The organism is Pontibacter sp. FD36 (genome assembly GCF_015686655.1).
Taxonomy (GTDB): domain Bacteria; phylum Bacteroidota; class Bacteroidia; order Cytophagales; family Hymenobacteraceae; genus Pontibacter.
This window is the reverse complement of record NZ_JADPMP010000002.1, coordinates 232274-255059: the sequence shown is the minus strand read 5'-3', so window position 1 is coordinate 255059 and position 22786 is coordinate 232274. Positions and strand designations below refer to the sequence as shown.

The following is a 22786-nucleotide window of genomic DNA, read 5'->3' as shown; positions in this document are numbered from 1 at the left end:
AATCACTAAATATCCTTTTTCAATTCATTAATCCTAATCTTTCTCACGTGCGGCAGTAGCCAAATATAAAACTCTTCTGCAAGTTCTTTGATAGACACATTATTAACAGACAACGATGATTCTGACGTGTCATTTATAGTAGCTGTAACTAATGCACTTACCATTAAAGTGTGGTTTAAGCCCTTGTAGCCTTCGTAATTGATGAAAGTAGAAGCAAATTCCTGCAATTCACTATGTGATAAGACTGATTTTATTATTGCTTCAGAGGATGTAAAAACTCTATCAGTAGACTGACTCTGCGTATTCTTTTTCTTCATGTAATGATTGTTTTCTTTTTATACACAGGAAAAAGAAAATGTTTAAGTTTTAGTGATAAAATATTTGATGTTGTTAAAACGCAGAGGAAACAGTCGAAATGCAGAGCCAATTTTATACAAGTTAATGATATACTATACTATCATTAATTATAAGATTAATAGTTAAAAAAACGGACATATTACCCTATTACATATTACCACTTATCATACCTAAATATTGGTATAATATCTTACAACATCATACCTAATTTTTTCTAAACAAAGAAATTTCAATCATTCTAAATCTTTATGTATCTCAACTACTTCAATAGTCATTCCTCATCCCAAAAATGAGGAATGACACTTATCTTAAATTTAATTCATTTTATAATTAAACTTATCCGATGTAGCGTGTATAATATTATATATAATAAAAAATATAATATTAACAAGTGAAAGAGATAAAAGAAAATGAAGTAACAGTTGTTAGAGTAAATACTGCTACAAGAGAAAAATTAAATAGGCTAAGAAAGGAAATCAGCAAAAACACCAGATTAAATATTTCAACAGATTACCTGATTAACATGCTTTTAGATGGCTTTGACCACCAAAAAATAAGGTCAATGGTCAATGTCTTCTAATACAAATAATCAGAATCATAAGTATCATTTCGTTCCAGCAAACCTTGAAATCAATAGGCTAAATGCAGTGCTTACTGGTAGACCAGGAGCAGAAATCATCACACACAAAGTGTTGAACTTCTATACTTTGATAGTAAAGAAGCTAATCAATAATATCGTTTTTGATGATGGCAGAAGCAAAAGTAAAGGCAAATGGGTGTTCATCAACAGAAGTGAGCGAAGAACCTTATTGGGTGAAGACTACCATGAGATAATCAAAAGTCTTGTAGCTGCTAACTATCTGGAATCTGATGAAAAATGGAAGTATAACAAAAGCGGAATAGGTAATCATACTAAGAAGTATGCGCTGCCTAAATGGATGCTCAAAGGCGATAAGATGTTTAAACAGGTCAAGATATCCAACCAGAGAGTTATTCAGAACATGATTGCCAATTTCAATAGGCTTAGGTATAAGAAGTCTAACCAAGATGTGTGGCGAGAGGAAATGATTCGTTCCAGCTACCGCATTATGCTACATGACACAGATGCATGTCGTAAAGCAGTGCAGAAGCATCTGGATAAGGTAAACAGCAGTAACAGAAGATTTAAGCTAAAGCTAAGTGCTTCGGATGTAGTAGAAATATTTAACAACAGTGCGTTAGACCAAGCCAACATTGACCTTTTTGGCAAACGTGTACATACCAAAATCACGAACATGCCTAAGAAGATTCGCAAATTTCTCTACTTCGACAACCGAATTGGGGAGAAGCTTAAATGCGTGGATATCGTGAACTCACAGCCAGTCTTTATGAGTATAGCTACGCCAGCCATACTACAGCAATTTACACCAGAACTGGTAGAGGCAGCACCTATCGTTTCGAAATACCAGAACCATCTTGATGTATTAAATTTTCAGAAAGAATGCGCAGATGGTACTATTTATGAGACAATTATAGAATACTTCTCAGCTAAGGGTATCCAAATCACTCGTGACCAAGCAAAACCAGTGGCTTATACGGGGTTCTTTGGAAACTATCTGCCTTACGAATTAGGGAAATTGAAAAGCGAACACAAGAAGCTTGCATACCAGTTTCTGAAAGAGGAATACAATGGTATGTACAAGATGTTTCGAGAAATGAAGATGGGTATGTGGGCAGAAAACGTTAGTAGCAAGAAAGACTATGCTAACAACTGTATGCTGGCGCAGCGACTGGAAAGCCAGATATTCTACACTGTTATAGTACCTGCTGTATGGAACGCTGGCTATCGAGACTTTTCGACAATTCACGATAGCATTATCTGCTGTGATAGTGATTGCGCTGGTATAAAAGCCGTGATGATGGCAGAGTTTCAGAGACTTAACATCAGTTTAAAATTATCAGTAAGTTGTTAAACCTACCGCAATAACATCTGCTAAAGTAAGGTTCTTTACCTTTTCCTACCCTTTTTAGCAAGATTGACCAAGAAGGTAATAATCATAAAAATTATTCACCTTCCTTGGTCAATCTTTTATACTACATCTTGTTATAAGATTTTTAAATGTTTTCTACTCTCAAATCAGCTACAATATTACAATAGTATCAATTTTGTAAAAGAATTTCTGTTTTATAAATGGAATTTTGATTGAGTTGTACATTTTAGTTGTACATCTATAACACCAATTGATTAAGTAAATCATTATCAGCATTATATATTGTAAAACAGGAGTAGTCCTTGTATTCCATGCCTGTAAAGGTATAAAGGTCAGCTACAGGTATAAAACGCAAACGTGCACCGGGGGTTAAGCAGGTATAAAACAAAAAGCACTGCCCCGGGAGGCAGTGCTTTTGATCAATAATGAATTCGGTAAGTTTAGATGGTATCTGTCACGACGAGCAGTGCGTAGATCACACCCGGAATCCAGAAGAGAAGCGTCAGGATAAGGCTGATCCAGAACTGTGTGCCCAGACCTACGTGCAGGAAAACGGCCAATGGCGGAAGCAGTACTGCAAGAATAATCTTGATGATGCTCACACCGCCACCACTGCGGTCCTGCTTCAGGGCTTCGCGCACCTCTTTCTTAAACTCTTTCTTCTCCGCCTTGGTCATGTTGGCCAAACGCTCTTTCGCCATCGCCAGCGCTTCAGCCTCAGTCACCGTCAGTTCTTCTGCAGAAGCAGGGGCAATCGGAGCTACCTTAGGAGTTGGTGCAACAGGAGCGGCAGGTATAGCAGCAACACTAGCCTCCAGTACAGGTTCCTCGTCAGCTTTCTCAGTGGCCTTTTCTTCGGCTGCAGCCATGGCTACTTCGCTCAGCGATATTTCAGGGGCTACCTCCTGCTGTGGCGCAGGCTTCTTCATGTCATGATAAGGGGCCTGCTTGTGGCCGGCAAACTCGTAGTACTTGGCTGAGCTACAGGCAAACATTAGTTGCGCCGCTACCAGAACAAATACCAGATTAAGTAAACTTTTGATCTTCATAGTTTTAGGTTTTTAAAGTATTAAAAATAAAAAGATTGATCCCTGGTAAAGGGTGTAAACTACAGAAAGAGATAGTGCTATGGTTATATGCAAAACTCTTCATATATAACATACAGTACTGTATTACAGCTTATTTTGTTCTCTAAATAGCATTCTCAGATAGCAGGGCCCTATTTCGGAGCACTACTTCCTGCAATGTGGTGGCCAATAAAGCCTGTATTTCCTGCCAGCGGACACCCCCTTGCTGCGGGAATTTCTGGTTAACTTCAAGCTCAATGCCCACATATTCATCTGCTGTGAACTTGCGCCGCAGGTATGTCGGGAAGCCATCGGATATGCCCAGGTATGGGTAATTGAAACGGACCAGCAGTTCTTTGTCGGCTTTGTTCAGAGCGGCTTTCCACTCCTTGCTATAGGCCTGCTCGTGCTTACGCTTGGGATCATAGAGTAAGCCGATGTCAGCCTGCCGCTCCTCCCCATCCAGCACCGGCGTGAAGGTATGGACCGCCACATGCAGCATGCGACGTCCCGCTGACACAAAATCAGAAACCATTTGCTCCACCTGTTCCCGATAAGGCTTGTAGTGTTTTTCAAGAAGGCGCTCCTTCTCAGCGGGCGGCAACACCTGCGTAAATTCAGAGAAGAGCCTGGCATGGTGAAGCGAACGGTTCAGTTCTACCAGCAGCCTGCTTGTTTCAGAGTAGAATCCCACATCAGCTATTGGTTTCATGGTCTGATATAGCTCCAATGCTCCAATGTCGTAGCCCTGGTGCGTTTTCAGCACTTCCTCCTGACCTTGAAAGAGTGGTGCATAGGCAGATGGGATCAGGTTTCCTCCGTGTTCGCAAGTGAGTAATAGTCTCAGCATGGCTTATCAGGTATAAATACACCGCCCTGTCCCAGGCAGCGGGCAAGGCTCAGGTATACGCGATGAATGTCCTCCTCGCCAGGATTTTCCCCCAAGGCTTCGACAATACGCTTGGAAAGGCAGCCGCGTGACAGGATTACATTCAGGGCGTGGGCTACATGGGGTTGTTCTTCCAGATTGAGCGTTTCGGCCACGATGTGCTTCCAAAGCTCACCCACGGTACAATTATCTTCACAATCAAAGCCAAAGCAGTCGATGAAATCGCGGTCATTGATCACGGTTTCCTGTCCGCTGCGCACTACTTGCAGGAAAAGTTCAGACAGTCGGGTTTCGTTCCATTGCTTTAGTTTGTCTACACCTACCCAGCGCTCCCCTACCAGCGCCTGTATGGCCGCTACGACAGCTTGCAACACGGCCAGGTCAGCCACCGGGCTCTCCTGTATATCAATGATGCGGATTTCAATGGCGTTGCGGTCAAAGCGGGCGATGGCACCGCGTGAGTTCAGGAATTCCTCCTGCAGCACACCCTCCGGATCGTAAGGTGCCACCGCTTTATACATGCGGTTCAGGATCTGCTCCTGGTAGTCCTTTTGCGTAAACACAGCCTCGGGCACCACCTTGCCGGCAATGGCTGGAATCTTATCCTGGTTGTGACGGTATACCTCCAGGCGGGTGTCCAGCATACCGGATACCTTACCGTCCAGCACTGGAGATGAAGCTGCAAGCGCAGGTATAAGCGGCAATACCATACGGATGGCAGCATGCAGCTTTCCAAATTCTTCGTCGTTGCCAAAAGGCAGGTTCAGGTGGGTACTCTGCAGGTTAGCCCATCCATGCCCGCGACAGTCAAAAATACGGTTATAGGCTTCGTACACGGCATTATGTTCGTGCGGCCACAGTTTGGTTTCTTTGAAAGGATCCATCAGGGGGTGCGCTCCCGTCGGTAGCAGCATAGCATTATGCTTTTCCAGCATCTGATTTATCTTTTTCACATGCTCCTGAAAGTCATTTTCCAGGCCGATCAAGGTATGGGCAGGGGTCTGCGTCTTGAGCTCCACTACATGCAAAACCAGTTCATTGGACCAGGCCATTTTACCGAACTCTACATCCGACACGTAGGCACCCATCTCATCATAGATCAGTTGATCCGTGATAGGGCGTACCTGCAGCGTGTCCCGGTCTACGATCATGTATTCCATTTCCACGCCATAGCCTTCAAACAGGTGCAGCGTCGCGGTTTTAGTACTCATCTGTTCTAACGTTCTTGTTGTCATCTATGCGTTTCTTTATGGATTTAAGGATAGCGGTATAAAGTTCTTTTTTTAAGATCTGGTCCTCACAGCCCGCGTCAATGCTTGGGTTGTCGTTTACTTCTATCACATAGGCCTTGCCGTCTATCTCCTTTATATCCACCCCATACAGCCCGTTGCCGATCAGGTTTGCCGCCTTTATGGCTGTGTGCAGCACCACAAACGGCACCTCTTCAAAAGGCACCGTCTCGTGATCACCCTCTGTGTCGTTTTTCTTCTTGCCGTTCCAGTTGTATATCTGCCAATGTCCCTTGGCCATGTAGTACTTGCAGGCGTAAAGTGGCTGCTTGTCCATGATCCCGATACGCCAGTCAAAGTCGGTCGGTGTGAACTCCTGCCCGATGATCAGCTCTGAGTCGACGAGCATTTCATCCAGCTCGCGCTGCAGACCTGCACTGTCTTTGGCCTTTACGACACCCTGCGAAAAAGAGCTGTCCGGCTTCTTCAGCACACAGGGTATACCCAGTTCCTGCTCTACAAGTTCGCGGTTGTCTTTGTGGATGATCATGGTCTTCGGTATCGGTACTTTGGCTTTAGTGAGCAACTCCGCCAGGTATACCTTGTTAGTACAGCGCAGGATCGAAATCGGGTCGTCGATCACTACCAAACCGTCAGCGTAGGCTTTACGGGCGAACTTGTAAGTATGGTGATTAACAGAAGTCGTTTCGCGGATGAACAGGGCATCAAACTCTGGCAGACGGCGGTAATCATCCTTGGTGATCATCTCCACATAGAAGCCCATTCCTTCACCGGCCTCTACAAAGTGCTGCAACGCTTTTTTGTTTGATGGAGGCTCTTTTTCGTCCGGGTCAACCAGGATGGCCAGGTCATAGATTTTGTTGCGGCCGATTTTGGCGCCTGAAAAGCGGTGGCGGGCAAAGTACGATTTGGCAAAACGGAGCAGGTAGCGCAAATGGTGCTCCGGCACGTCGTTGATAGGTATAGCCGAAATACTCTGCAGCACCCATTCGTCTTTGTACACAAACTGTGCACGCAGCAAGGGCGCCTGAAACAGGTCATGCAAATGCTTACAGAGCTTTTCGTATTTCTTGGCCACGTTCTGCCCGAAGTAAATGCTCAAGGTAAAGGACTTGGACCGCAGACTTCCCAGCGTCTTCTGGATTAGTTCATTCAGCTCCACGGTAATGGCCCGCACAATGGTCGGGCTCTTGAGGTCCTGCATGGTGGCTACGCTCGGTATGGGTTTATGCCCCCTGGCTTCAGCCAGAAGCGATACGTAGTAACCCGCGCTCTGGTATCTGTAAGAGCGGCACAGGTTAAAAATACGGGCATTTTTTATATCAGTATAGGTAGTATCAGTCAGGTAGGTTTGCACATCCACTACTTCCACGTCTTCAATCGCCACATCCCAGTCTTTGGGATAGTCCACAACTACTATTTTTCGCATGATTTATTCGTCGATAGGTTCAGATTTTGCGGGCTGTATGGCTAGCAGGTTGGCATCGTAGGTAGCCATGCCCAGCATAATGGAGTTGAGCAGGTGCGATGCCTTCACCTCGTAATAATTGTTTTGAAAGAATGGATTCTCCTGGTAAGGGTCCGCCACCACAATGTGTTTCTGATCCTCTGCAAAACCGCATAGCACCACAAAGTGTCCCATCGGGTAACCTCGCACGTCATCGTAGATGGAGTTGCCGTTTTCGTCGGTGAACTCGCGGGCGCTCTGGTAAAGGTAAGTTGCGCTAAGCCCCGTCAGCAGCGGAATGTCCCGCTCAAAATACTCTTTCAAAAGACCCTTGGTCAGGTCGGTGCAGCGCAGTTCACCACCCCGCTGCAGAAAATCAATGTAGGCCATGGTGGCCCTTTTGAATTTGGTGCCTTTCTTGAACTCCAACTGCTCCTCCAGTCTGGCAATGATCTCATCATTGCTGAGCTGAAACCAGGTGGGGTCGAAAATATGCAGGTTGTAGGTATAGATGCGGGCCCGGTAGCCGCGCTCCAGGGCATGACAAGCCAACAGCACCTCCAGCGTTCCGCCTTCGTCCAGGTAGGGCACTTCCTTGATCACTTCACTCAGTGAGATGGGATCTTTGAAATAGCGATAAACCGCATGCAAACTTGTAGGTCCGCAAGTGGAATCATCAGGTTGCGTATGGATCTTGATCGGTATCACAGGCAGCTACTTTTGCGTTGCACTTTATATCAGTGTGCCTGTTATACGCGGACCATGCAAGAAGTTATCTGTATTTTAGAAAGAAGAATTAACAATATGCCGCAAGTCCAGCACAATTATTGCGTGTAATTAAACGTGTTTCATTGGGGAATCTAAGCCATAAAACGTATATTGTCTTTTACCTAAAACTTACCTGTTATGAACTGGGCCTATCGGATAACAAAACGTGATAAAGTAGCATTTGCGCTGGGTTCAGTGTTTGCTATCATCATCCTGGCTAACTGGTTTGCCAGCTACAGCATTGGTCGTGTAAGTAATCAGTTCCGTGAAGTATACCATGATCGCCTGGTGCCTTCGCTGGTTATATCGGATGTGATGGAACGCTACTATCAGAACCGCCTGACACTCGAAGACCACATCCTGTCTACCGCTGCATCAGAGCAGGACAGCCTGCATCAGCTGGTGCTGGCAAATACGGAAGAGATCGAGTCGTTGATAAACAAATTTGAAAGCACATACCTGATTGAGCGCGAGAGCGAAGGTCTGGCTACGTATAAGATAGAGTTTAAAAAGCTCGTGGCTGTGCAGGATCGTATTTTGCAGTTAAGCAGTGCAGGCGACAAAGCCAAAGCTGAAAACCTGTACCGCACGGAGGGCCATCAGGCCTTTTTGCACCTGCTGGAGCCATTGCATGAGCTGATCGCGCTGCAGGGAGAAGTCGGAAAAGAACTGTACCAGTCGGCCGACAGACAGGTTAAAACGCTGAAAGTACTCTCATACCTGGTAATCGGTATGTCGGTGTTTATAGCCCTGCTGATCGCTACGCTGCTGCAAGCTACCCGCAAGTTGAAGAACATCAAGCCCCAGAATTATCACTGGAATTAAAAAGTCAGCTAGGCTACCTGATTTATGAAAAAGGGAAGTAAGATAATTTCTTGCTTCCCTTTTTTGATGTCAAAAGCTGCCGACTCTGTTACTTTACCAGTTCGCTGATAGCTTTGTTGGCTCTTTCAAAATTGAAGTCGGCTATGGCCTGGTTCATCAAAGTGGCGATTTCGCTGTTGCAGAGATTCCCGATGCTTCCTTCATGGGTATGGCGCACTGCTTCAGGAACAACAAAAGTACCTGCTTCTATTCGCTCTCCCACTACTTTGTAGGCATCCCGGAAAGGCATACCTGCCAGTACTTCCGCATTTACGGCATCAACACTGAAAGCGTATTTGTATTTCTCTTCGTCCATGATCTGATCACGCACTTCAAGCTGCGGCAGCATGAAAGTCATCATTTGCAGGCAGTCTTTCAGTTCAGTGATAGCTGGGAAAAGTGATTCCTTAAGTAGCTGTAGCTCCCGGTGATAGCCAGAGGGCAGGTTGATGAGCAGCATGGAAATTTCGGCCGGCAGCGCTTGCAGCTTGTTGCACTTGCCACGCATGATCTCAAACACATCCGGGTTCTTCTTATGCGGCATGATGCTGGAGCCCGTGGTGAGGTTATCCGGAAGACGTACAAAAGCGAAGTTCTGGCTCATGTACAAACACAGGTCCATGGCCATGCGCGCCAGCGTCGCGGCAACCGAGGCAATAGCTGTACTGACAACACGTTCCGTTTTACCACGGCCCATCTGCGCATACACCACATTGTAGTTCATGGTGCTGAAACCCAATAAGTCAGTTGTCATCTGGCGGTTGAGCGGGAAAGATGAACCATAACCGGCGGCAGAGCCCAGTGGGTTTTTGTCAGTCACTTTGTAAGCCGCCTGCAGCAAGAGCACATCATCTACCAGACTCTCGGCATAAGCACCAAACCACAAGCCGAAAGAAGATGGCATAGCCACCTGCAGGTGGGTATAACCAGGCAAAAGCTTGTCTTTGTGGCGCTCGCTCTCCTCTTGTAGCACATCAAACAGCGACTTCACCTCTCCTACCAATTGCTGCAGTTCATAGCGTAGGTATAGTTTCAGATCAACGAGTACCTGGTCGTTGCGCGAACGGCCACTATGGATCTTCTTTCCGGCTTCCCCCAACTTGCGTGTCAGTTCCAGCTCTACCTGGGAGTGAATATCCTCTACTCCCGACTCAATCTCAAAATCACCTGCCACGATGCGGTGGTAGATCGCCTTCATCTCCTGCTGCAGGGCATCCAGATCATTCTTCTCCAGCAAGCCTACCTGCTCCAGCATACGCGTATGCGCCAAAGATCCCAGCACATCAAAAGCAGCCAGCTGCATGTCAAATTCAGGGTCACGCCCCACGGTAAACTGCTCGATCTCTTTTTTGACGTCGGTGTTCTTTTGCCAGAGTTTCATGTTTTTGATTGAGTGAATTGGTGAATGAGTGAATTTCCTTTATGTCATTTCGAACAAAGTGAGAAATCTGGAGTTAATCAGGAAAAACTATCGGAATCCAGATCTCTCAGAGTTATGCTCGCTCCCTTCGACTCATATCTCAGGTTTGTTCGAGTTGAAATTGATTTCTATTTAATTACCTGCTCCAGAATATCTATATATAAGCCTATACCCTCTTCTATTTCATTTAGGTAGATGTATTCATCCGCCATGTGTGAACGGGCAGAGTCGCCGGGACCGAGTTTGAGCGAAGGTATAGAAAGTAGCGCCTGGTCAGAAGTGGTAGGTGAACCATAGGTGCTACGACCCAGGGCTATACCAGTCAGTACCAGCGGGTGCTCCATCGGTATAGAGGAAGGCTTCAGTCGCATGGAACGAGGCGTTACTTCAGCTTTCACATGCTGCCGGATTACCTCCAGCACTTCTTCCATGCTATAGGCATCGGTCAGGCGCACGTCTACAGTGAACCTGCACTTGTCCGGGACCACGTTATGCTGTGTGCCTGCCTCTATCATCGTCACCGACATCTTTACTGGCCCAAGATGCTCCGACACTTTCGGGAAACGATACGTCTGGAACCAGATGATATCCGGGAGCGCTTCATAGATGGCGTTCAAACCTTCTTCGCGGGCAGCATGGCCGGAGCGACCTTTAGCCTCACAATCGAGTACTAACAAGCCTTTTTCGGCTACAGCCAGTTGCATCAAAGTTGGTTCGCCCACGATGGCTGCTTCCAGTTCTCCCAGCTCCGGCAGTACAAGCTCCAGACCATTTCTGCCTGATATCTCTTCCTCAGCAGTAGCGGCATACACCAGGTTATATCGAAGCCCTTCCTGCTCATAGAAGTATAGAAAAGTCGCCAATAACGACACAAGGCAGCCCCCGGCATCATTGCTTCCTAAACCGTACAGTTTCCCATCATCTATAGTAGCTGCAAATGGATCGCGGGTATAACCGGTGTTGGGTTTTACGGTATCGTGGTGTGAGTTAAGCAGCAGCGTAGGCAGTACCGGATTGAAATGTTTGTTAAAAGCCCATACATTGTTGAGCTTCCGGTGCACCTCCACTCCTCTTGATTCCATGAAAGAAGTAATTGCATTAGCTGTTTTGTCTTCTTCTCTACTAAAAGAAGGTATAACGATCAGCTGCTGCAATAGGTCCAGTGCCTCTAGGTATAGGTTCTTCTTATCCATGTTTCAAAGCGATAGTCGTGCCTGAGAATCCCTGCGCTGTAGCAAGAGAAGGTAAAGCCTCTGCCTCCCCGATCAGTACCGCACTGACGCCATGTTGCAAGGCAGCAAAAGCGTTGTCGAGTTTTGGGATCATCCCATCTTTCACTACACCATCGGCCTTCAGGCTGCTATACCTGTGCTGATCGATGTGTGGAATAACAGCATCATCATCTTCTGCATCAGCCAACACACCCTTTTTCTCAAAGCAATATACCAGCTTCACCTCGTAGTGTGGGGCCAGTGCCGTAGCTAACACCGAGGCGATGGTATCGGCATTGGTGTTGAGCAAACTGCCTTGACCGTCATGTGTGAGTGGAGCAAACGCAGGCGTGAGACCAGCCTGTAAAAGCGCTTTTATTGCATTTGCGTTTACAGTCTCCGGTCCTGCTATGTCACCGGCAAAACCATAGTCAACTTTCTTAACAGGGCGCCTGGTGGCAGGTATAGCATTGGCATCGGCCCCGGTCATACCGATAGCGTTACAGCCGAGCGCCTGCAGTTGGGCTACCACGTTTTTATTAATGAGTCCAGCATAAACCATCGTCACCAGCTTGAGTGTTCCCGCGTCGGTCAGGCGGCGGCCCTCTACGTATGCGGGCTGTATACCCAGCTGCAGTCCAATCGTAGAGGCAATTTTGCCGCCACCATGCACCAGTAATTTTGGACCAGGCAGCGCAGCGAAATCAATCAAAAAACGTTGCAGCCGCTCCGGGTTATCCAAAACATTTCCGCCAATTTTTATGATGTACATATTGTAATTGAGTGATTTGGTGAATGAGTGAGTTTGTGATTTAGTGTATGAGTGATTCGGCGAGTTAGTGATTGAAGGGTTTCCAATCTGTTCATGGAATAAAGCCGTGTATTACCTTATACCCTCGCTCGCGTCCCGCGAGTGTGAGCTATCCGGTGGCGTCCCGCCACTTGTGCCTGCGGTATAAGGTATAGCGGCCAGAGTCCGCCCTATAGCTCAGACTCGCCAGAGGCGAGCGAGGGCTATAGGGTGAGTGTAAAGCCTATAATCACTCAACCACTCAAGCAAAAACCACTAAATCATTTCCCTTCCAGCATCCGCTTCAATACAGCCTGCGCCGCATATAATCGGTTGTTCGCCTGCTCGATCACCAGTGAGTTCGGTCCGTCCAGCACTTCGTGGCTTAATTCCAAACCGCGGCGCACCGGCAGACAATGCATTACTTTACCGTTGTTCGTCAGGGCCAGCTTTTCGTTGGTGATCATCCAGCCTTCGCCGTCTGTCAGCACTTTGCCATACTGCTCGTAGCTTGACCAGTTTTTCACATACACAAAGTCCGCACCTTGCAGCGCTTCATCTTGATTGTGTAGCACCTGTGCGCCTTTTGTAAACTCATCTGCCAAATCGTAGCCTTCCGGGTTTGTGATCACAAGTTCCACATCCGCCTGCTGCATCCACTCCGCAAAGGAGTTGGCCACGCAATGCGGAATAGGCTTAATGTGTGGAGCCCAGCTCAATACTACCTTCGGTCTCTTACCGGCAGCCGCCTGCTCTTTGATGGTCACCAAGTCGGCCAGACTTTGCAGTGGGTGTCGGGTAGCAGACTCCAGACTCACGATCGGAACGCCGGTCAGCTCGATGAATTTGTTCAGCAAGTCTTCGCTGTAGTCCTCTTCTCTATCCTGTAGCTTTGGGAAAGAACGGATGCCGATGATGTCGCAGTACTGCCCCATCACAGCGGCGGCCTCCCGGATGTGCTCCACCGTAGTGCCGTCCATGATCACGCCATCGCGGGTTTCCAGTGCCCAGCCTTCTTTGTCGAGGTTCATCACCATCACATTCATTCCCAGGTTCATACCTGCCTTTTGGGTACTCAGGCGAGTGCGCAGACTTGGATTCATGAAGATCAGTCCAAGGGTTTTGTCCTGGCCTAGCGTTTTATGTGCGTAAGGATTCTTTTTGAGTTCGAGTGCTTCGTTCACCAAGGCGGCTACGTCCTGCACATCGTGTACGGAAGTAAATTGCTTCATTAGGCGGTTACTTTTTTGCTGAGGATCGTGGAAAATGCTTTCAAAAATTGATCAGCTTCTGATTTGCTAATGGTGAGTGCCGGCAACAAGCGTAGTGTATTCTTATTAGAAGAACTGCCCGTGAAGATGCCATACTCGTTAAGCAACAGCTTGCGTATACCTGCGCACGGCTCGTGCAGTTCTATGCCAATCATCAGACCCATTGCACGCACTTCTTTTACGCCCGGCATACCTTCGAGTTTCTCACGCAGGTAATGCCCCATAATGGTGGTGTTGTATAGTAACTCTTCCTTTTCGATCACTTCCAACACCGCAATAGCCGCTGCACAGGCCAGGTAGTTGCCTCCAAAAGTGGTACCCAGCAATCCATGACGCGCCTCTATTTCCAGGCTAATCAGTACGCCTCCCACCGGGAAACCATTGCCCATACCTTTGGCAACGGTGATCAGGTCTGGAGTAATACCGGCGTGCTGGTGCGCGAAGAATTTACCGGAGCGTCCGTAACCTGACTGTACTTCATCCAGAATAAGCAATGCGCCCACCTGCTTGCAGCCAGCCTCCAATGCTTTTAGAAATTCCACACTTGGGATGTTTACCCCACCTACACCCTGTATACCTTCCACAATCACGGCAGCCAGTTCCTGTCCATGCTGCTGCAAGGCCTCATTAAAGGCAGTCACATCATTGAAAGGAAGGAAAATGATATTTTCGGTCTGGTTGATCGGCGCTACGATGCTCGGGTCATCAGTGGCAGCAACAGCAGCTGAGGTGCGGCCATGGAAAGATGCCTTAAAGGAGATGACCTTTTTGCGACCTGTCTGGAAGGAGGCCAGCTTCAGGGCATTTTCATTCGCTTCGGCGCCGGAATTGCACAGGAAAAGGCTATAGTCTACGTAGCCGCTGAGTTTGCCCAGTTTCTCTGCCAGTTCTACCTGCAGCGGATTCTGAACAGCGTTGGAGTAGAAACCAATATCGTATAGCTGACGCGCGATGCGCTTGACATAGTGCGGGTGAGAGTGACCGATGGAGATAACAGCGTGACCGCCGTAAAGGTCGAGGTATTTGCGGCCTTCTTTGTCCCAAACAGAAAGACCGGCGGCTCTTACAGGTTCGATATCGAAGAGCGGGTAAACATCAAAGAGGTTCATGGCTATGGAATTAGATGTAAGAGGTTAGAAAATAGATGTAAAACAGGGTTCTTGGGTATTGTAGCATGGTTGCTTAAAATGTTGATGGTTATTTTTTATTGTTAAAGGGTGCTTTTAAAATCAGCTCTCTTAAGTTCAGCCCCTCGCTCGCCTCTGGCGAGTGTGAGTTATTCAGTGGCGTCTCTCCACATGTGCCTTCGGGCACAGATAAAAGCGGCCAGAGTCCGCCGGATAGCTCACACTCGCCAGAGGCGAGCGAGGGTATTATAGAGAGCACGAGCGAAGACGCTCGCGCAATAAATTTTAATTTAAAACGCAGTTGCTTTCAGCTTCAATCCCGTCGTTTCCTCCAGCCCGAAAACCAGATTCATGTTCTGCACGGCCTGACCAGCAGCTCCTTTCAGCAGGTTGTCGATCAGGCTCGTGATGACGAGCATTTGGCCATGCTTCTGCAGGTATAGCACACATTTGTTCGTGTTCACTACCTGCTTCAGGTCTGGGTTCTGGTCGGTGACTAGCGTGAAAGGATGCCCTTTGTAATAGTCCTTGTATAAAGCCTGGGCTTCCTCTAGCGATAGGTCCGTCTGCAAATAGGCCGTGATAAAAATGCCTCTTGCAAAAGGGCCGCGGTAAGGGACAAAGTGAATCTCTGGCTGGGCTTCTCCCTGAAGGCTTTGCAAACTGCGCTTGATCTCGCGCAGGTGCTGGTGCTCCATCACTTTATAGGTCGAGACATTCTCGGTGCGCCAGCTGAAATGTGACGTCGCGCTCAGGCTCTGTCCGGCACCCGTTGAGCCCGTAATGCCACTTACATGTACATCAGCGTTCAGCAGGTTTTGCTTGGCAAGCGGCAGCAAAGCCAGTTGTATACCTGTGGCAAAGCAACCCGGATTGGCAATGTGCTGCGCCTGCTGTATCTGCTCGCGCTGCAATTCCGGCAAGCCGTACACAAAGCTTCTTTCTCCGGCCTCAATCAAATCACTTGAAGTACTTTCATTCCAGCGGAAATCCTGACTTAAATCAATGATCTTGGTATCGGCAGGTATCTCGTTTTCGGCCAGAAACTTAGCAGCCTCCCCGTGACCGGCGCACAAGAAAAGCACGTCGACAGGTATAGCCGCATCAGCCGAGAACTTCATTTCGGTTTCGCCCAGCAGATCGGGGTGTGCGGCGTATACCGACTTACCCGCCTGACTGCGGCTCTGCACAAAAGCCAGTTCCACGTTCGGATGCAGCAAGAGCAGACGCAACAGCTCGCCTCCGGCGTAACCCGCCCCGCCTACTATACCTGCTTTTATTATCACGTTCATTATAGTTCTGTGTTGTTGATCTTGTGGTACATCATGGCCTGGTTACCGAAAATCTTCGAGAAACCTTTCACGTCCTCACCCGACCATGCATTGTTCATTTCGCCATAGCTACCGAACTTCAATGACATCAGGTCATGCTCTGACTCTATACCTTCCACCTGGAAGCGGTATGGTGCCAGCAGCACGTGTACCTTGCCAGTTACATTCTCCTGCGTTTCCTGTAGGAAGGTTTCGATATTGCGCATGGTCGGGTCGATGAACTGCCCCTCGTGCAGCCAGTTGCCGTACCAGGTCGCCAATTGATCTTTCCAGTAAAGCTGCCATTTGGTGAGCACATGCTTCTCCAAGGTATGGTGGGCCTTGATGATCACCATTGGGGCCGCAGCCTCAAAACCAACTCTGCCCTTTATACCGATGATGGTGTCACCCACGTGGATGTCACGGCCAATGGCAAATGGGCCGGCTATACTTTGCAGCGCCTGAATTGCCTGTACTGGACTGTCGTATACCTTGTCGTTTATACCTGTCAGCTCACCCTTCTCAAAATGCAGGGTCACACGCTCCGGCTGCTCCTTGGTCAGCTGCGTTGGATAGGCTGATTCAGGCAATGGCTGATGCGAAGTCAGTGTCTCTTTGCCACCAACCGATGTGCCCCAGATACCTTTGTTGATCGAATACTGCGCTTTCACAAAGTCATATTCTACACCGTGCTGCTTCAAGTACTCTATTTCCTCCTCACGGGAAAGTTTCATGTCACGGATCGGCGTGATGATCTCAATTTCCGGGATCATCACATGAAAGATCATGTCGAAGCGCACCTGATCGTTGCCGGCTCCTGTGCTGCCATGCGCCACGTAATCAGCTCCCAGGGCTTTGGCGTGACGTGCAATGGCCATGGCCTGGGTCACACGTTCCGCGCTCACCGACAGCGGATAGGTGTTGTTCTTCAGTACGTTCCCAAAGATCAGGTACTTGATACAGCTCTGGTAGTAGTACTCTGTCTCGTCCAGATTCGTGTGCTGCGTTACGCCTAGGTCATAGGCACGCTGCTCGGTCTGCTGCAATTCCTCTTCTGAAAAGCCGCCGGTGTTTACCAAAACAGAATGTACTTCCAAGCCCTTTTCCTCTTTCAGGTACTTCACACAGTAAGAGGTGTCGAGACCGCCACTGAAGGCTAAAACAACTTTCTTTTTCATGCTATCTTAAATGCTTGTCGGGTTAGTATTTGGATTTGTGTGGCCTTGCGCAAAAGTGCCGTAACCAACAGGTATAGCCGGTTCATCGATCGGCGTCAGTATCTGTAGTTGCTCACGCGCAATTGGCTTCTGCTCACGCGCCGGATCGTAGAGCATGGCGGTACAGAGGCAGTTGCTGCGGTTCTTCATCATCAGAATCTCGTAGTTAATGCAGCTTTTGCAACCACTCCAGAAAGCGTCGTCGTCAGTCAGTTCGGAGTAGGTAACCGGACGATAGCCCAAGTCAGAGTTGATCTTCATCACGGCCAAGCCCGTGGTCAGACCGAAGATCTTGGCATCCGGGTACTTGGTGCGTGACAGTTCGAATATTTTCTGTTTGATCAGTTTGGCCAGTCCGCTTTTACGTAGCTCCGGCGACACAATCAGGCCAGAGTTAGCCACATACTTGCCATGGCTCCAGGTTTCGATGTAGCAGAAGCCCGCCCAAACACCGTTCATGTCCAGGGCGATCACGGCTTTGCCTTCCAGCATTTTCTGGGCAATGTATTCCGAGGTACGCTTGGCTATACCTGTCCCTCTGGCTTTGGCAGATGACTCCATTTCGTCGCAGATCTGCGCCGCGTAGCCTGTGTGTTGCACATCGGCAACGGTAATGATAAAAGGTGATGGATTCATTTTGGAAAATATATACCCCGGCTATGGCTGTGCATAACCAGCTGATACAGAACTAAAACAATCGGAAACAATGCTGTGGAAAGGTTATGCAGCTACGCATACCTTTGTCAGGCAACATGTTATCACTATAAGAAATGGGGAAGAATGACCACCACGTAAGCAGTCGGGAAGCACGTCGGCCTAGGGCCTGTAGCGGACCACGGCGTTAATGGCCCTCAAAACTATCCTGGCAGACAGGATAGAAAAAGACGCACCCTTCGGAGAAAGGTGATTTACCATCGCTGATGATAAAGTCGGCTTTTTTTTCATTTTAAAAATTCGGTTCGATCTGTTAAACAGGCCTCTGCCTGTTATGGAAAGCAAAGGTTTTGAAATAATATCGAATTAAACAACAAAGAGTTGTAGTTTATTGTAAAATTTACACAATCTGATAAAATGTTACAACATTTACCTCCCGTACTACTTAGACTTCACCTTAAATCCGGATTATTCAATCAACAGTGAGGTAAGGGCACCTTTGAAAAGACGGGTTTTGTGTATCTTGCGGCACCATGAAAAATCTGTCTTTAAGTGTCATCATCGGCATCCTTTTCTCTGCTATTGGCACTGCCTCCCTTTTCCTGACCCGTGACCCGCTCATGGCTGCCATCTGGCTCAGCTTCGGAAACGGACTTATCTTGTCGAATCTGCGCTTTAGCAAACCTGATGCAGCCGGAAACATGGTAGCAGCACCTGTCCCTAAGGTAAGGTTCTATGTAGGCATTGCCCTGATCGTGATGGCTGTGGTGTTGCTGGGGGTGCAGGTATACACGGATATGCAGCAGGCCTAAATCAGATCCTGCTCTGCAAAACCATTTCCACGTTAACTAATTTAGAGTCACGCTTCAGCCTCATTCTCAGCTTGCGGCCTGGCTTGGTGTCAAAGAGTTCGAGCAGTTCATCCAGCGCCAGTTCCTTGCAATCGCGGCCGTTGATGTTAATGAGCTGATCACCGGGCAGCAGTCCGCTCTCCTTAGCCGGGGAGTCGTCTATCACATGCGACACAATGTAAAAGTTAGCACCAGGCAAGGGTGTACTAATCTCGAAACCTGTCATGTTGTAGTAGAACGGGTCGCGATATTTGCGGTTAGGAACGAGTATCATGCGCTCGTGCGGATAGTCAAAAATCACGGTGAATCTTTTCAGTATATCGGAACCCAAGTTGCCGTTACGGTTCGCCAGGTTGAGCGCTACTTTGATCGACTCCTCGTCCGGAAAGGAAGCAGGCAAATCCTGCAGCTCATACTTTCCAAGTGAAAAGCTGTTGATCCGCCCGATCTTACCGTTGATGTCGCCGCTTAATCCTCGCCCCAGATAGGCCTCCATCACTTTGGGCGGCAACTGCAGGCGATCGTTCGTGGGTAGGTAGAGCGAAACCGAATGGCTTGCCCCCGTATCGATCACCAGCTTCACTTTAATCGAATCACCGTTGTGCTGTCGCACTCCCGCCTCCACATAGGCTTTGGTATTTTCGATGTAAAGCGGGTATACTTCCCCTTTTTTCGGAATTTTGAGTTTAATATCGGGTCGGTAGAGCGTTAGTGTTTTGCTGCTGTAGTTGATCTTAACAATAAAATTGCGGAAGATATCATAACCGATGATACCGTGTATGGACATTCCCATACGGGTCGACAGATTGAAAACATCTTCCATCAGCACATACACCTCGTGGTTCATTCCCACGATGCCCGGCATGCGCATGAAATTTCCTTTTGAGTAAAGCGCTTCTATTTCGTGCCCGGTGCCCAGACCCTGTATCGTAATACGACCGGCTTCATGCAGGCTGAGGGAATCAGAGTAATGCAGGCGGGTAATCAGTGTATTTTTCACACCGGAGTCCAGTATGAAGTTGAGCTGTTTGGAGTCGTTGATCTGCACCGGGATGATGATCAGATTGTGAACCAGCTTGAAGGGAATGGTAATGCTCTTTCGCTTTGATGTAAAGTAAACCGTATCGCTGGCAAAGGCCTGCCCTATTGCTTCGGAAAACAACAGACAGAAGCAAAGACAAAGCAGGATGAAGCGGGAAAACCTTGTCATGATAAAATCTACATAAGACACAGACAATCAGTCATATTAGTATACGTAGATTTTAGATCAAGATGGCATGGATACTGAATAATATTGCTTTAGTGCAACATGACGTAGATTTTTTTCTTTCCTGAAAGCACTTTTATGGTACAGAACGTAACAGAGAAGCGCTGTTATAGCTGAAGTTGACAAGTGGTGTTAGCTGTCACTTTACAGGTATAGCCAGCGCTTCAGTTCCTATTACGTTGCTTAATTTTGATTAAACTTCAGAAGCGTGGCTATACCTATCCTGAAACCCATTTCCTGGAAGCTGCGGTCATTGAAAGAGGCCGCCGTTTCGATGCGGAACACTCGGAACACATTATCCAGCGAATAGCCAACTTCATAGTAGTGCGGAGAGTGCTGCGCTTTGAGGTAGTTAAAGAAGATGTTCTCTTTTATACCTGTGAAACGCACCTCCGGTATCTGGGTGAGCAGGAACTTGCGGAACTGGTAGTGCGTGTGCGCCGAAAGGTAGCTGCCGTTAGTGCTGTACTGGTAGTAGTAGAGCAGGCGGAAAGAACCGGCCGGCTTGAGGCTACTCAGGATGGTGCGGTTGCCGTCGAAGTGGTTGTAGTCCATGAAGTACATGCTCTTGCTGTTGAGGAACGTGCCCCCGCGCAGCTCAAACTCCAGCTTGCCCCGTACCCCAAAGGCCAGCGCATGGTTGATGCCTAACTGCACCTGGTCAAAGTTCACATCACTCCCCAACACTCCTGACACGCCCTTGCGGTACATCAGCAACAGCTCCGGCGATCGCTCCATGATTGGAATTTTGCGGCCGTTGTACAGACGGTAACGCTGCACAGGACGGTAGCTCACATTTGCCTGCAGCACCAGTGCCTCGTGCTTCGGAAACTCGGTACTTTCCAGCTCAATGTTGTCTGGTGTGCTGGGTGTAAAGAACCTGTCGGCATCTGAATAGAAGAAGCTGCGGTCAGTGTTGTTGTAGAGCTGGTTGCGCTGCGACCACTCCATGTTGCCGCTTACTTTCAGCCATACCGAAGGCTTGTACTCAAAGCCGGTCTCCACAAAACTCTTCTCGTAGATCTTCATGTAATTGCGGCGGAATAGCAGCGTGCTGAGTGTGTTGATGTGCGGGTGGATCGGGTTCTCGCTGTTGAACTGCTCCACAAACTGACCGCCTTCCAGGTATAGCAGGTGCGATTTACCTTTAGTCCTGACTGTATGCGTCAGCCTTGTCTTGGCATAGAACGTTTCGCTGTCGAAGCCATACCGGAGGGTTGGTGCCACCTCAAAGCTGCGGCGCAAACTATCGTACTGGTGACGCAGTTTGCCACTCAGGTTCACGTTCCATCCCTCCACGGTGTTGTAATACACGTTGGTAAACGTCGGATCGATGTTGAGGCGCGTGCGCGGCGAAAGCCTGTAACCGCCACCTGTCACGAGGTCCAGCGGCTTGAATTTCCGCTTCTTGATCACTTTGGTGGAGTCCTTTCCCGTTAGCTCAGCCGACCTGATCTGGGCGAGTGAGTCGTCGCGCTGGTAACCTCTGAGTTCCTTTTCACTCAAGGGTACCGGACGCACGGAGTCCCAGTAGGCGGAGTCGCGCTTGGTAGCCAGCTTGTCAACCGTATACCTGCGCTCCGATACCACTTCCGGGTCTTTACGCTCTTTCAGGGCCTCCTTTTCCTGCTCCACGATCAGCTGCCGGAACTGCTTGCGCGTCAGTTTGTCCTGGTTAGCCAATGCTTCCAGGTTTGGGTTTCTGTTGTTTGACTTGATAGCGGCAATCACCTCCGGCACTTCCTCTACTTTCTCGTCTATGATCTCTTTTGGTGCCACTAGTTTTTTGTTTAGCGCCACCTGGTAATCAGAGATGGAAGCCAGGTAGCGGAACTCTCCTCCGAAGCCCATCACTTTGCCCGAGAAATGAAACTGGTGCGTGGTCGGCATCCAGACGGTCGGAGCCACTTCGGCATAGTTTTGCTTCACCTTGATCGGGAAGCCCATCATGCTGGTTTTTAGGTCGAGGCTGTGAATGGCCCAGTAACCCTCGATAATGTAGATATAACCTTCGAACACATTGTCACCACGTGAACGCGGGGTTACCTTGATCTTGTTGACATCAATGTTGCCTTCCTGAAAACTGCCCTCGTACTGAAACTTGTAATAGGCAAAAGCAGAACGCGACAACGGTGACACCATCTCTACTACTTTATCATCATAGAAACTCGCACTCACAAACGACATCGGCGAAATGGTGCCTTTATTGTCGCCGGATGTTCGGATGGAAATCACCTTCTCTTCAAACTTGTTCGGCTGCGCAAACTTGATCTCGCTCACCGATTCCATAGTATAAGCTTCGTTCAGCTTCACGCCTTCTTCTTTGAGCTTGTTCTTGAGGAAGAAAGGCGCATTGGTTAGTTCGCCCGTACCCTTCACGTATACCTTCATCTTGTAACTGTCGTACTGCAGCTGGTGGTATTTCTTCTTGGCGATGGCCTTACGCATGATGGTGTAGGCCGGGTCTTCCCCTTTGCCCTTCACCTGCACTTCTTTCAGCGCAAAGGACTGCTCTCCTAAGCGAAAGTCTCGCTGCACCCAACTATCCGAGATTTCGACCTGCACCTGTTGTGCTTCATAACCGATGTACTTCACTACCACGGTATGCTTTCCTGCGGGCAGCTTGATCTCAAAGTCACCATTAGCATTACTCGAGGAACCGTTGTTGAGGTTAGTGATATAAACCGAGGCAAAAGGCAGCGCCTCGCCTTGCTGGTTCTTAATGCTGCCGCGTATACCCTGGGCAGAAAGCGAAAGTTGTGACAGCAAAAAGAAGAGGGTAAGCCAACAGGAAAATAAACGCATAGGAATGACGGTCAAATAAATAAGTTTGATTTAGAAGAGACAGATTGGAATCTAGCACCGCGTACAGCAACCGGAACAGATTAGAATACAGGCTTTGGAAAGAGAATAACGCAGAAAGGTCGTAGAGTTAGTTTTCATAAAAAGGGATTAAAGTAGAAGCAGCGCATAAAAGAATACTTACTGCAATATATAGTTAAGATGCTATTTAACCCCAACTGGTTGCATGATTTTCTGAAAAAAATTGAGAAAAC

At 48.1% G+C, this 22786-nt stretch carries 20 protein-coding genes; 4 read left to right on the top strand and 16 right to left on the bottom strand.

From position 1 onward, the window contains the following. Positions 1-5: 5 nt before the first annotated feature. A complete protein-coding gene (locus I0P70_RS03545; protein ID WP_196114810.1) occupies positions 6-317 on the bottom strand; it encodes a hypothetical protein in 312 nt (103 codons plus the stop codon). A 431-nt stretch (positions 318-748) separates the two neighbouring features. On the opposite strand from I0P70_RS03545, the gene I0P70_RS03540 reads away from it, so the two are divergent. Then, positions 749-937, top strand: a complete 189-nt coding sequence (locus I0P70_RS03540) for a hypothetical protein (protein WP_196114809.1) — start codon at positions 749-751, stop codon at positions 935-937. After that, complete coding sequence (locus I0P70_RS03535) at positions 927-2309, top strand: hypothetical protein (protein WP_196114808.1); 1383 nt, start codon at positions 927-929, stop codon at positions 2307-2309. Before I0P70_RS03540 ends, I0P70_RS03535 begins: the two co-directional genes overlap by 11 nt. 458 nt (positions 2310-2767) lie before the next feature. On the opposite strand, the gene I0P70_RS21305 is transcribed toward I0P70_RS03535, so the two are convergent. The 5 genes from I0P70_RS21305 to I0P70_RS03510 form a co-directional block, all read right to left on the bottom strand. Then, on the bottom strand, positions 2768-3376 hold the full coding sequence (locus tag I0P70_RS21305; protein ID WP_230391967.1) for a YqaE/Pmp3 family membrane protein: 609 nt from the start codon (positions 3374-3376) through the stop codon (positions 2768-2770). Between the two features lie 142 nt (positions 3377-3518). Next, positions 3519-4244: an N-formylglutamate amidohydrolase gene (locus I0P70_RS03525; RefSeq protein WP_196114807.1), complete on the bottom strand. Its 726-nt coding sequence runs from the start codon at positions 4242-4244 to the stop codon at positions 3519-3521. Beyond that, positions 4238-5494: a glutamate-cysteine ligase family protein gene (locus I0P70_RS03520; protein ID WP_196114806.1), complete on the bottom strand. Its 1257-nt coding sequence runs from the start codon at positions 5492-5494 to the stop codon at positions 4238-4240. Before I0P70_RS03520 ends, I0P70_RS03525 begins: the two co-directional genes overlap by 7 nt. After that, positions 5484-6962 (bottom strand): RimK family protein, encoded by a 1479-nt coding sequence (locus I0P70_RS03515; RefSeq protein ID WP_196114805.1) that lies wholly within the window; start codon positions 6960-6962, stop codon positions 5484-5486. The genes I0P70_RS03520 and I0P70_RS03515 overlap by 11 nt, the downstream gene beginning before the upstream one ends. A gap of 3 nt (positions 6963-6965) precedes the next feature. Continuing rightward, positions 6966-7688 (bottom strand): peptidase-C39 like family protein, encoded by a 723-nt coding sequence (locus I0P70_RS03510; RefSeq protein ID WP_196114804.1) that lies wholly within the window; start codon positions 7686-7688, stop codon positions 6966-6968. A gap of 198 nt (positions 7689-7886) precedes the next feature. Between I0P70_RS03510 and I0P70_RS03505 the strand changes: the two genes are divergently transcribed. Further along, entirely contained in the window at positions 7887-8573 is a 687-nt protein-coding gene (locus I0P70_RS03505; protein WP_196114803.1) for an MCP four helix bundle domain-containing protein, read from the top strand. Between the two features lie 88 nt (positions 8574-8661). Here the strand turns inward: I0P70_RS03505 and argH are convergent, their stop codons facing one another. The 8 genes from argH to I0P70_RS03465 form a co-directional block, all read right to left on the bottom strand. Beyond that, the gene (gene argH / locus I0P70_RS03500; protein WP_196114802.1) at positions 8662-9993 is read right to left on the bottom strand and encodes an argininosuccinate lyase; all 1332 of its coding nucleotides are present in this window, start codon (positions 9991-9993) and stop codon (positions 8662-8664) included. A gap of 167 nt (positions 9994-10160) precedes the next feature. Beyond that, positions 10161-11225, bottom strand: a complete 1065-nt coding sequence (locus tag I0P70_RS03495) for a M20 family metallo-hydrolase (RefSeq protein WP_196114801.1) — start codon at positions 11223-11225, stop codon at positions 10161-10163. Continuing rightward, the gene (gene argB, locus I0P70_RS03490) at positions 11218-12015 is read right to left on the bottom strand and encodes an acetylglutamate kinase (RefSeq protein WP_196114800.1); all 798 of its coding nucleotides are present in this window, start codon (positions 12013-12015) and stop codon (positions 11218-11220) included. Before argB ends, I0P70_RS03495 begins: the two co-directional genes overlap by 8 nt. Before the next feature lie 299 nt (positions 12016-12314). Beyond that, positions 12315-13265, bottom strand: a complete 951-nt coding sequence (locus I0P70_RS03485) for an acetylornithine carbamoyltransferase (RefSeq protein ID WP_196114799.1) — start codon at positions 13263-13265, stop codon at positions 12315-12317. Continuing rightward, the gene (locus tag I0P70_RS03480) at positions 13265-14413 is read right to left on the bottom strand and encodes an aspartate aminotransferase family protein (RefSeq protein ID WP_196114798.1); all 1149 of its coding nucleotides are present in this window, start codon (positions 14411-14413) and stop codon (positions 13265-13267) included. The genes I0P70_RS03485 and I0P70_RS03480 overlap by 1 nt, the downstream gene beginning before the upstream one ends. A 308-nt stretch (positions 14414-14721) precedes the next feature. Next, entirely contained in the window at positions 14722-15723 is a 1002-nt protein-coding gene (argC, locus tag I0P70_RS03475; RefSeq protein ID WP_196114797.1) for an N-acetyl-gamma-glutamyl-phosphate reductase, read from the bottom strand. Continuing rightward, complete coding sequence (argG, locus tag I0P70_RS03470) at positions 15723-16919, bottom strand: argininosuccinate synthase (RefSeq protein ID WP_196114796.1); 1197 nt, start codon at positions 16917-16919, stop codon at positions 15723-15725. The genes argC and argG overlap by 1 nt, the downstream gene beginning before the upstream one ends. A 6-nt stretch (positions 16920-16925) precedes the next feature. Further along, the gene (locus I0P70_RS03465; protein ID WP_196114795.1) at positions 16926-17594 is read right to left on the bottom strand and encodes a GNAT family N-acetyltransferase; all 669 of its coding nucleotides are present in this window, start codon (positions 17592-17594) and stop codon (positions 16926-16928) included. A gap of 551 nt (positions 17595-18145) precedes the next feature. Here I0P70_RS03465 and I0P70_RS03460 point away from each other — a divergent pair. After that, positions 18146-18424 (top strand): hypothetical protein, encoded by a 279-nt coding sequence (locus I0P70_RS03460; RefSeq protein ID WP_196114794.1) that lies wholly within the window; start codon positions 18146-18148, stop codon positions 18422-18424. A gap of 1 nt (position 18425) precedes the next feature. Here the strand turns inward: I0P70_RS03460 and I0P70_RS03455 are convergent, their stop codons facing one another. Continuing rightward, positions 18426-19673, bottom strand: a complete 1248-nt coding sequence (locus tag I0P70_RS03455) for an aspartyl protease family protein (protein ID WP_196114793.1) — start codon at positions 19671-19673, stop codon at positions 18426-18428. A 240-nt stretch (positions 19674-19913) separates the two neighbouring features. Beyond that, positions 19914-22499 (bottom strand): DUF5686 and carboxypeptidase regulatory-like domain-containing protein, encoded by a 2586-nt coding sequence (locus tag I0P70_RS03450; RefSeq protein WP_230391966.1) that lies wholly within the window; start codon positions 22497-22499, stop codon positions 19914-19916. Positions 22500-22786: the final 287 nt, after the last annotated feature.

Bases quoted from the DNA above. Each gene is read 5' to 3' on its own strand.
- I0P70_RS03545 (WP_196114810.1), bottom strand. From the start codon at position 317: ATGAAGAAAAAGAATACGCAGAGTCAGTCTACTGATAGAGTTTTTACA.
- I0P70_RS03535 (WP_196114808.1), top strand. From the start codon at position 927: ATGTCTTCTAATACAAATAATCAGAATCATAAGTATCATTTCGTTCCA.
- I0P70_RS21305 (WP_230391967.1), bottom strand. From the start codon at position 3,376: ATGAAGATCAAAAGTTTACTTAATCTGGTATTTGTTCTGGTAGCGGCG.
- I0P70_RS03525 (WP_196114807.1), bottom strand. From the start codon at position 4,244: ATGCTGAGACTATTACTCACTTGCGAACACGGAGGAAACCTGATCCCA.
- I0P70_RS03520 (WP_196114806.1), bottom strand. From the start codon at position 5,494: ATGAGTACTAAAACCGCGACGCTGCACCTGTTTGAAGGCTATGGCGTG.
- I0P70_RS03515 (WP_196114805.1), bottom strand. From the start codon at position 6,962: ATGCGAAAAATAGTAGTTGTGGACTATCCCAAAGACTGGGATGTGGCG.
- I0P70_RS03505 (WP_196114803.1), top strand. From the start codon at position 7,887: ATGAACTGGGCCTATCGGATAACAAAACGTGATAAAGTAGCATTTGCG.
- argH (WP_196114802.1), bottom strand. From the start codon at position 9,993: ATGAAACTCTGGCAAAAGAACACCGACGTCAAAAAAGAGATCGAGCAG.
- I0P70_RS03495 (WP_196114801.1), bottom strand. From the start codon at position 11,225: ATGGATAAGAAGAACCTATACCTAGAGGCACTGGACCTATTGCAGCAG.
- argB (WP_196114800.1), bottom strand. From the start codon at position 12,015: ATGTACATCATAAAAATTGGCGGAAATGTTTTGGATAACCCGGAGCGG.
- I0P70_RS03485 (WP_196114799.1), bottom strand. From the start codon at position 13,265: ATGAAGCAATTTACTTCCGTACACGATGTGCAGGACGTAGCCGCCTTG.
- I0P70_RS03480 (WP_196114798.1), bottom strand. From the start codon at position 14,413: ATGAACCTCTTTGATGTTTACCCGCTCTTCGATATCGAACCTGTAAGA.
- argC (WP_196114797.1), bottom strand. From the start codon at position 15,723: ATGAACGTGATAATAAAAGCAGGTATAGTAGGCGGGGCGGGTTACGCC.
- argG (WP_196114796.1), bottom strand. From the start codon at position 16,919: ATGAAAAAGAAAGTTGTTTTAGCCTTCAGTGGCGGTCTCGACACCTCT.
- I0P70_RS03465 (WP_196114795.1), bottom strand. From the start codon at position 17,594: ATGAATCCATCACCTTTTATCATTACCGTTGCCGATGTGCAACACACA.
- I0P70_RS03460 (WP_196114794.1), top strand. From the start codon at position 18,146: ATGAAAAATCTGTCTTTAAGTGTCATCATCGGCATCCTTTTCTCTGCT.
- I0P70_RS03455 (WP_196114793.1), bottom strand. From the start codon at position 19,673: ATGACAAGGTTTTCCCGCTTCATCCTGCTTTGTCTTTGCTTCTGTCTG.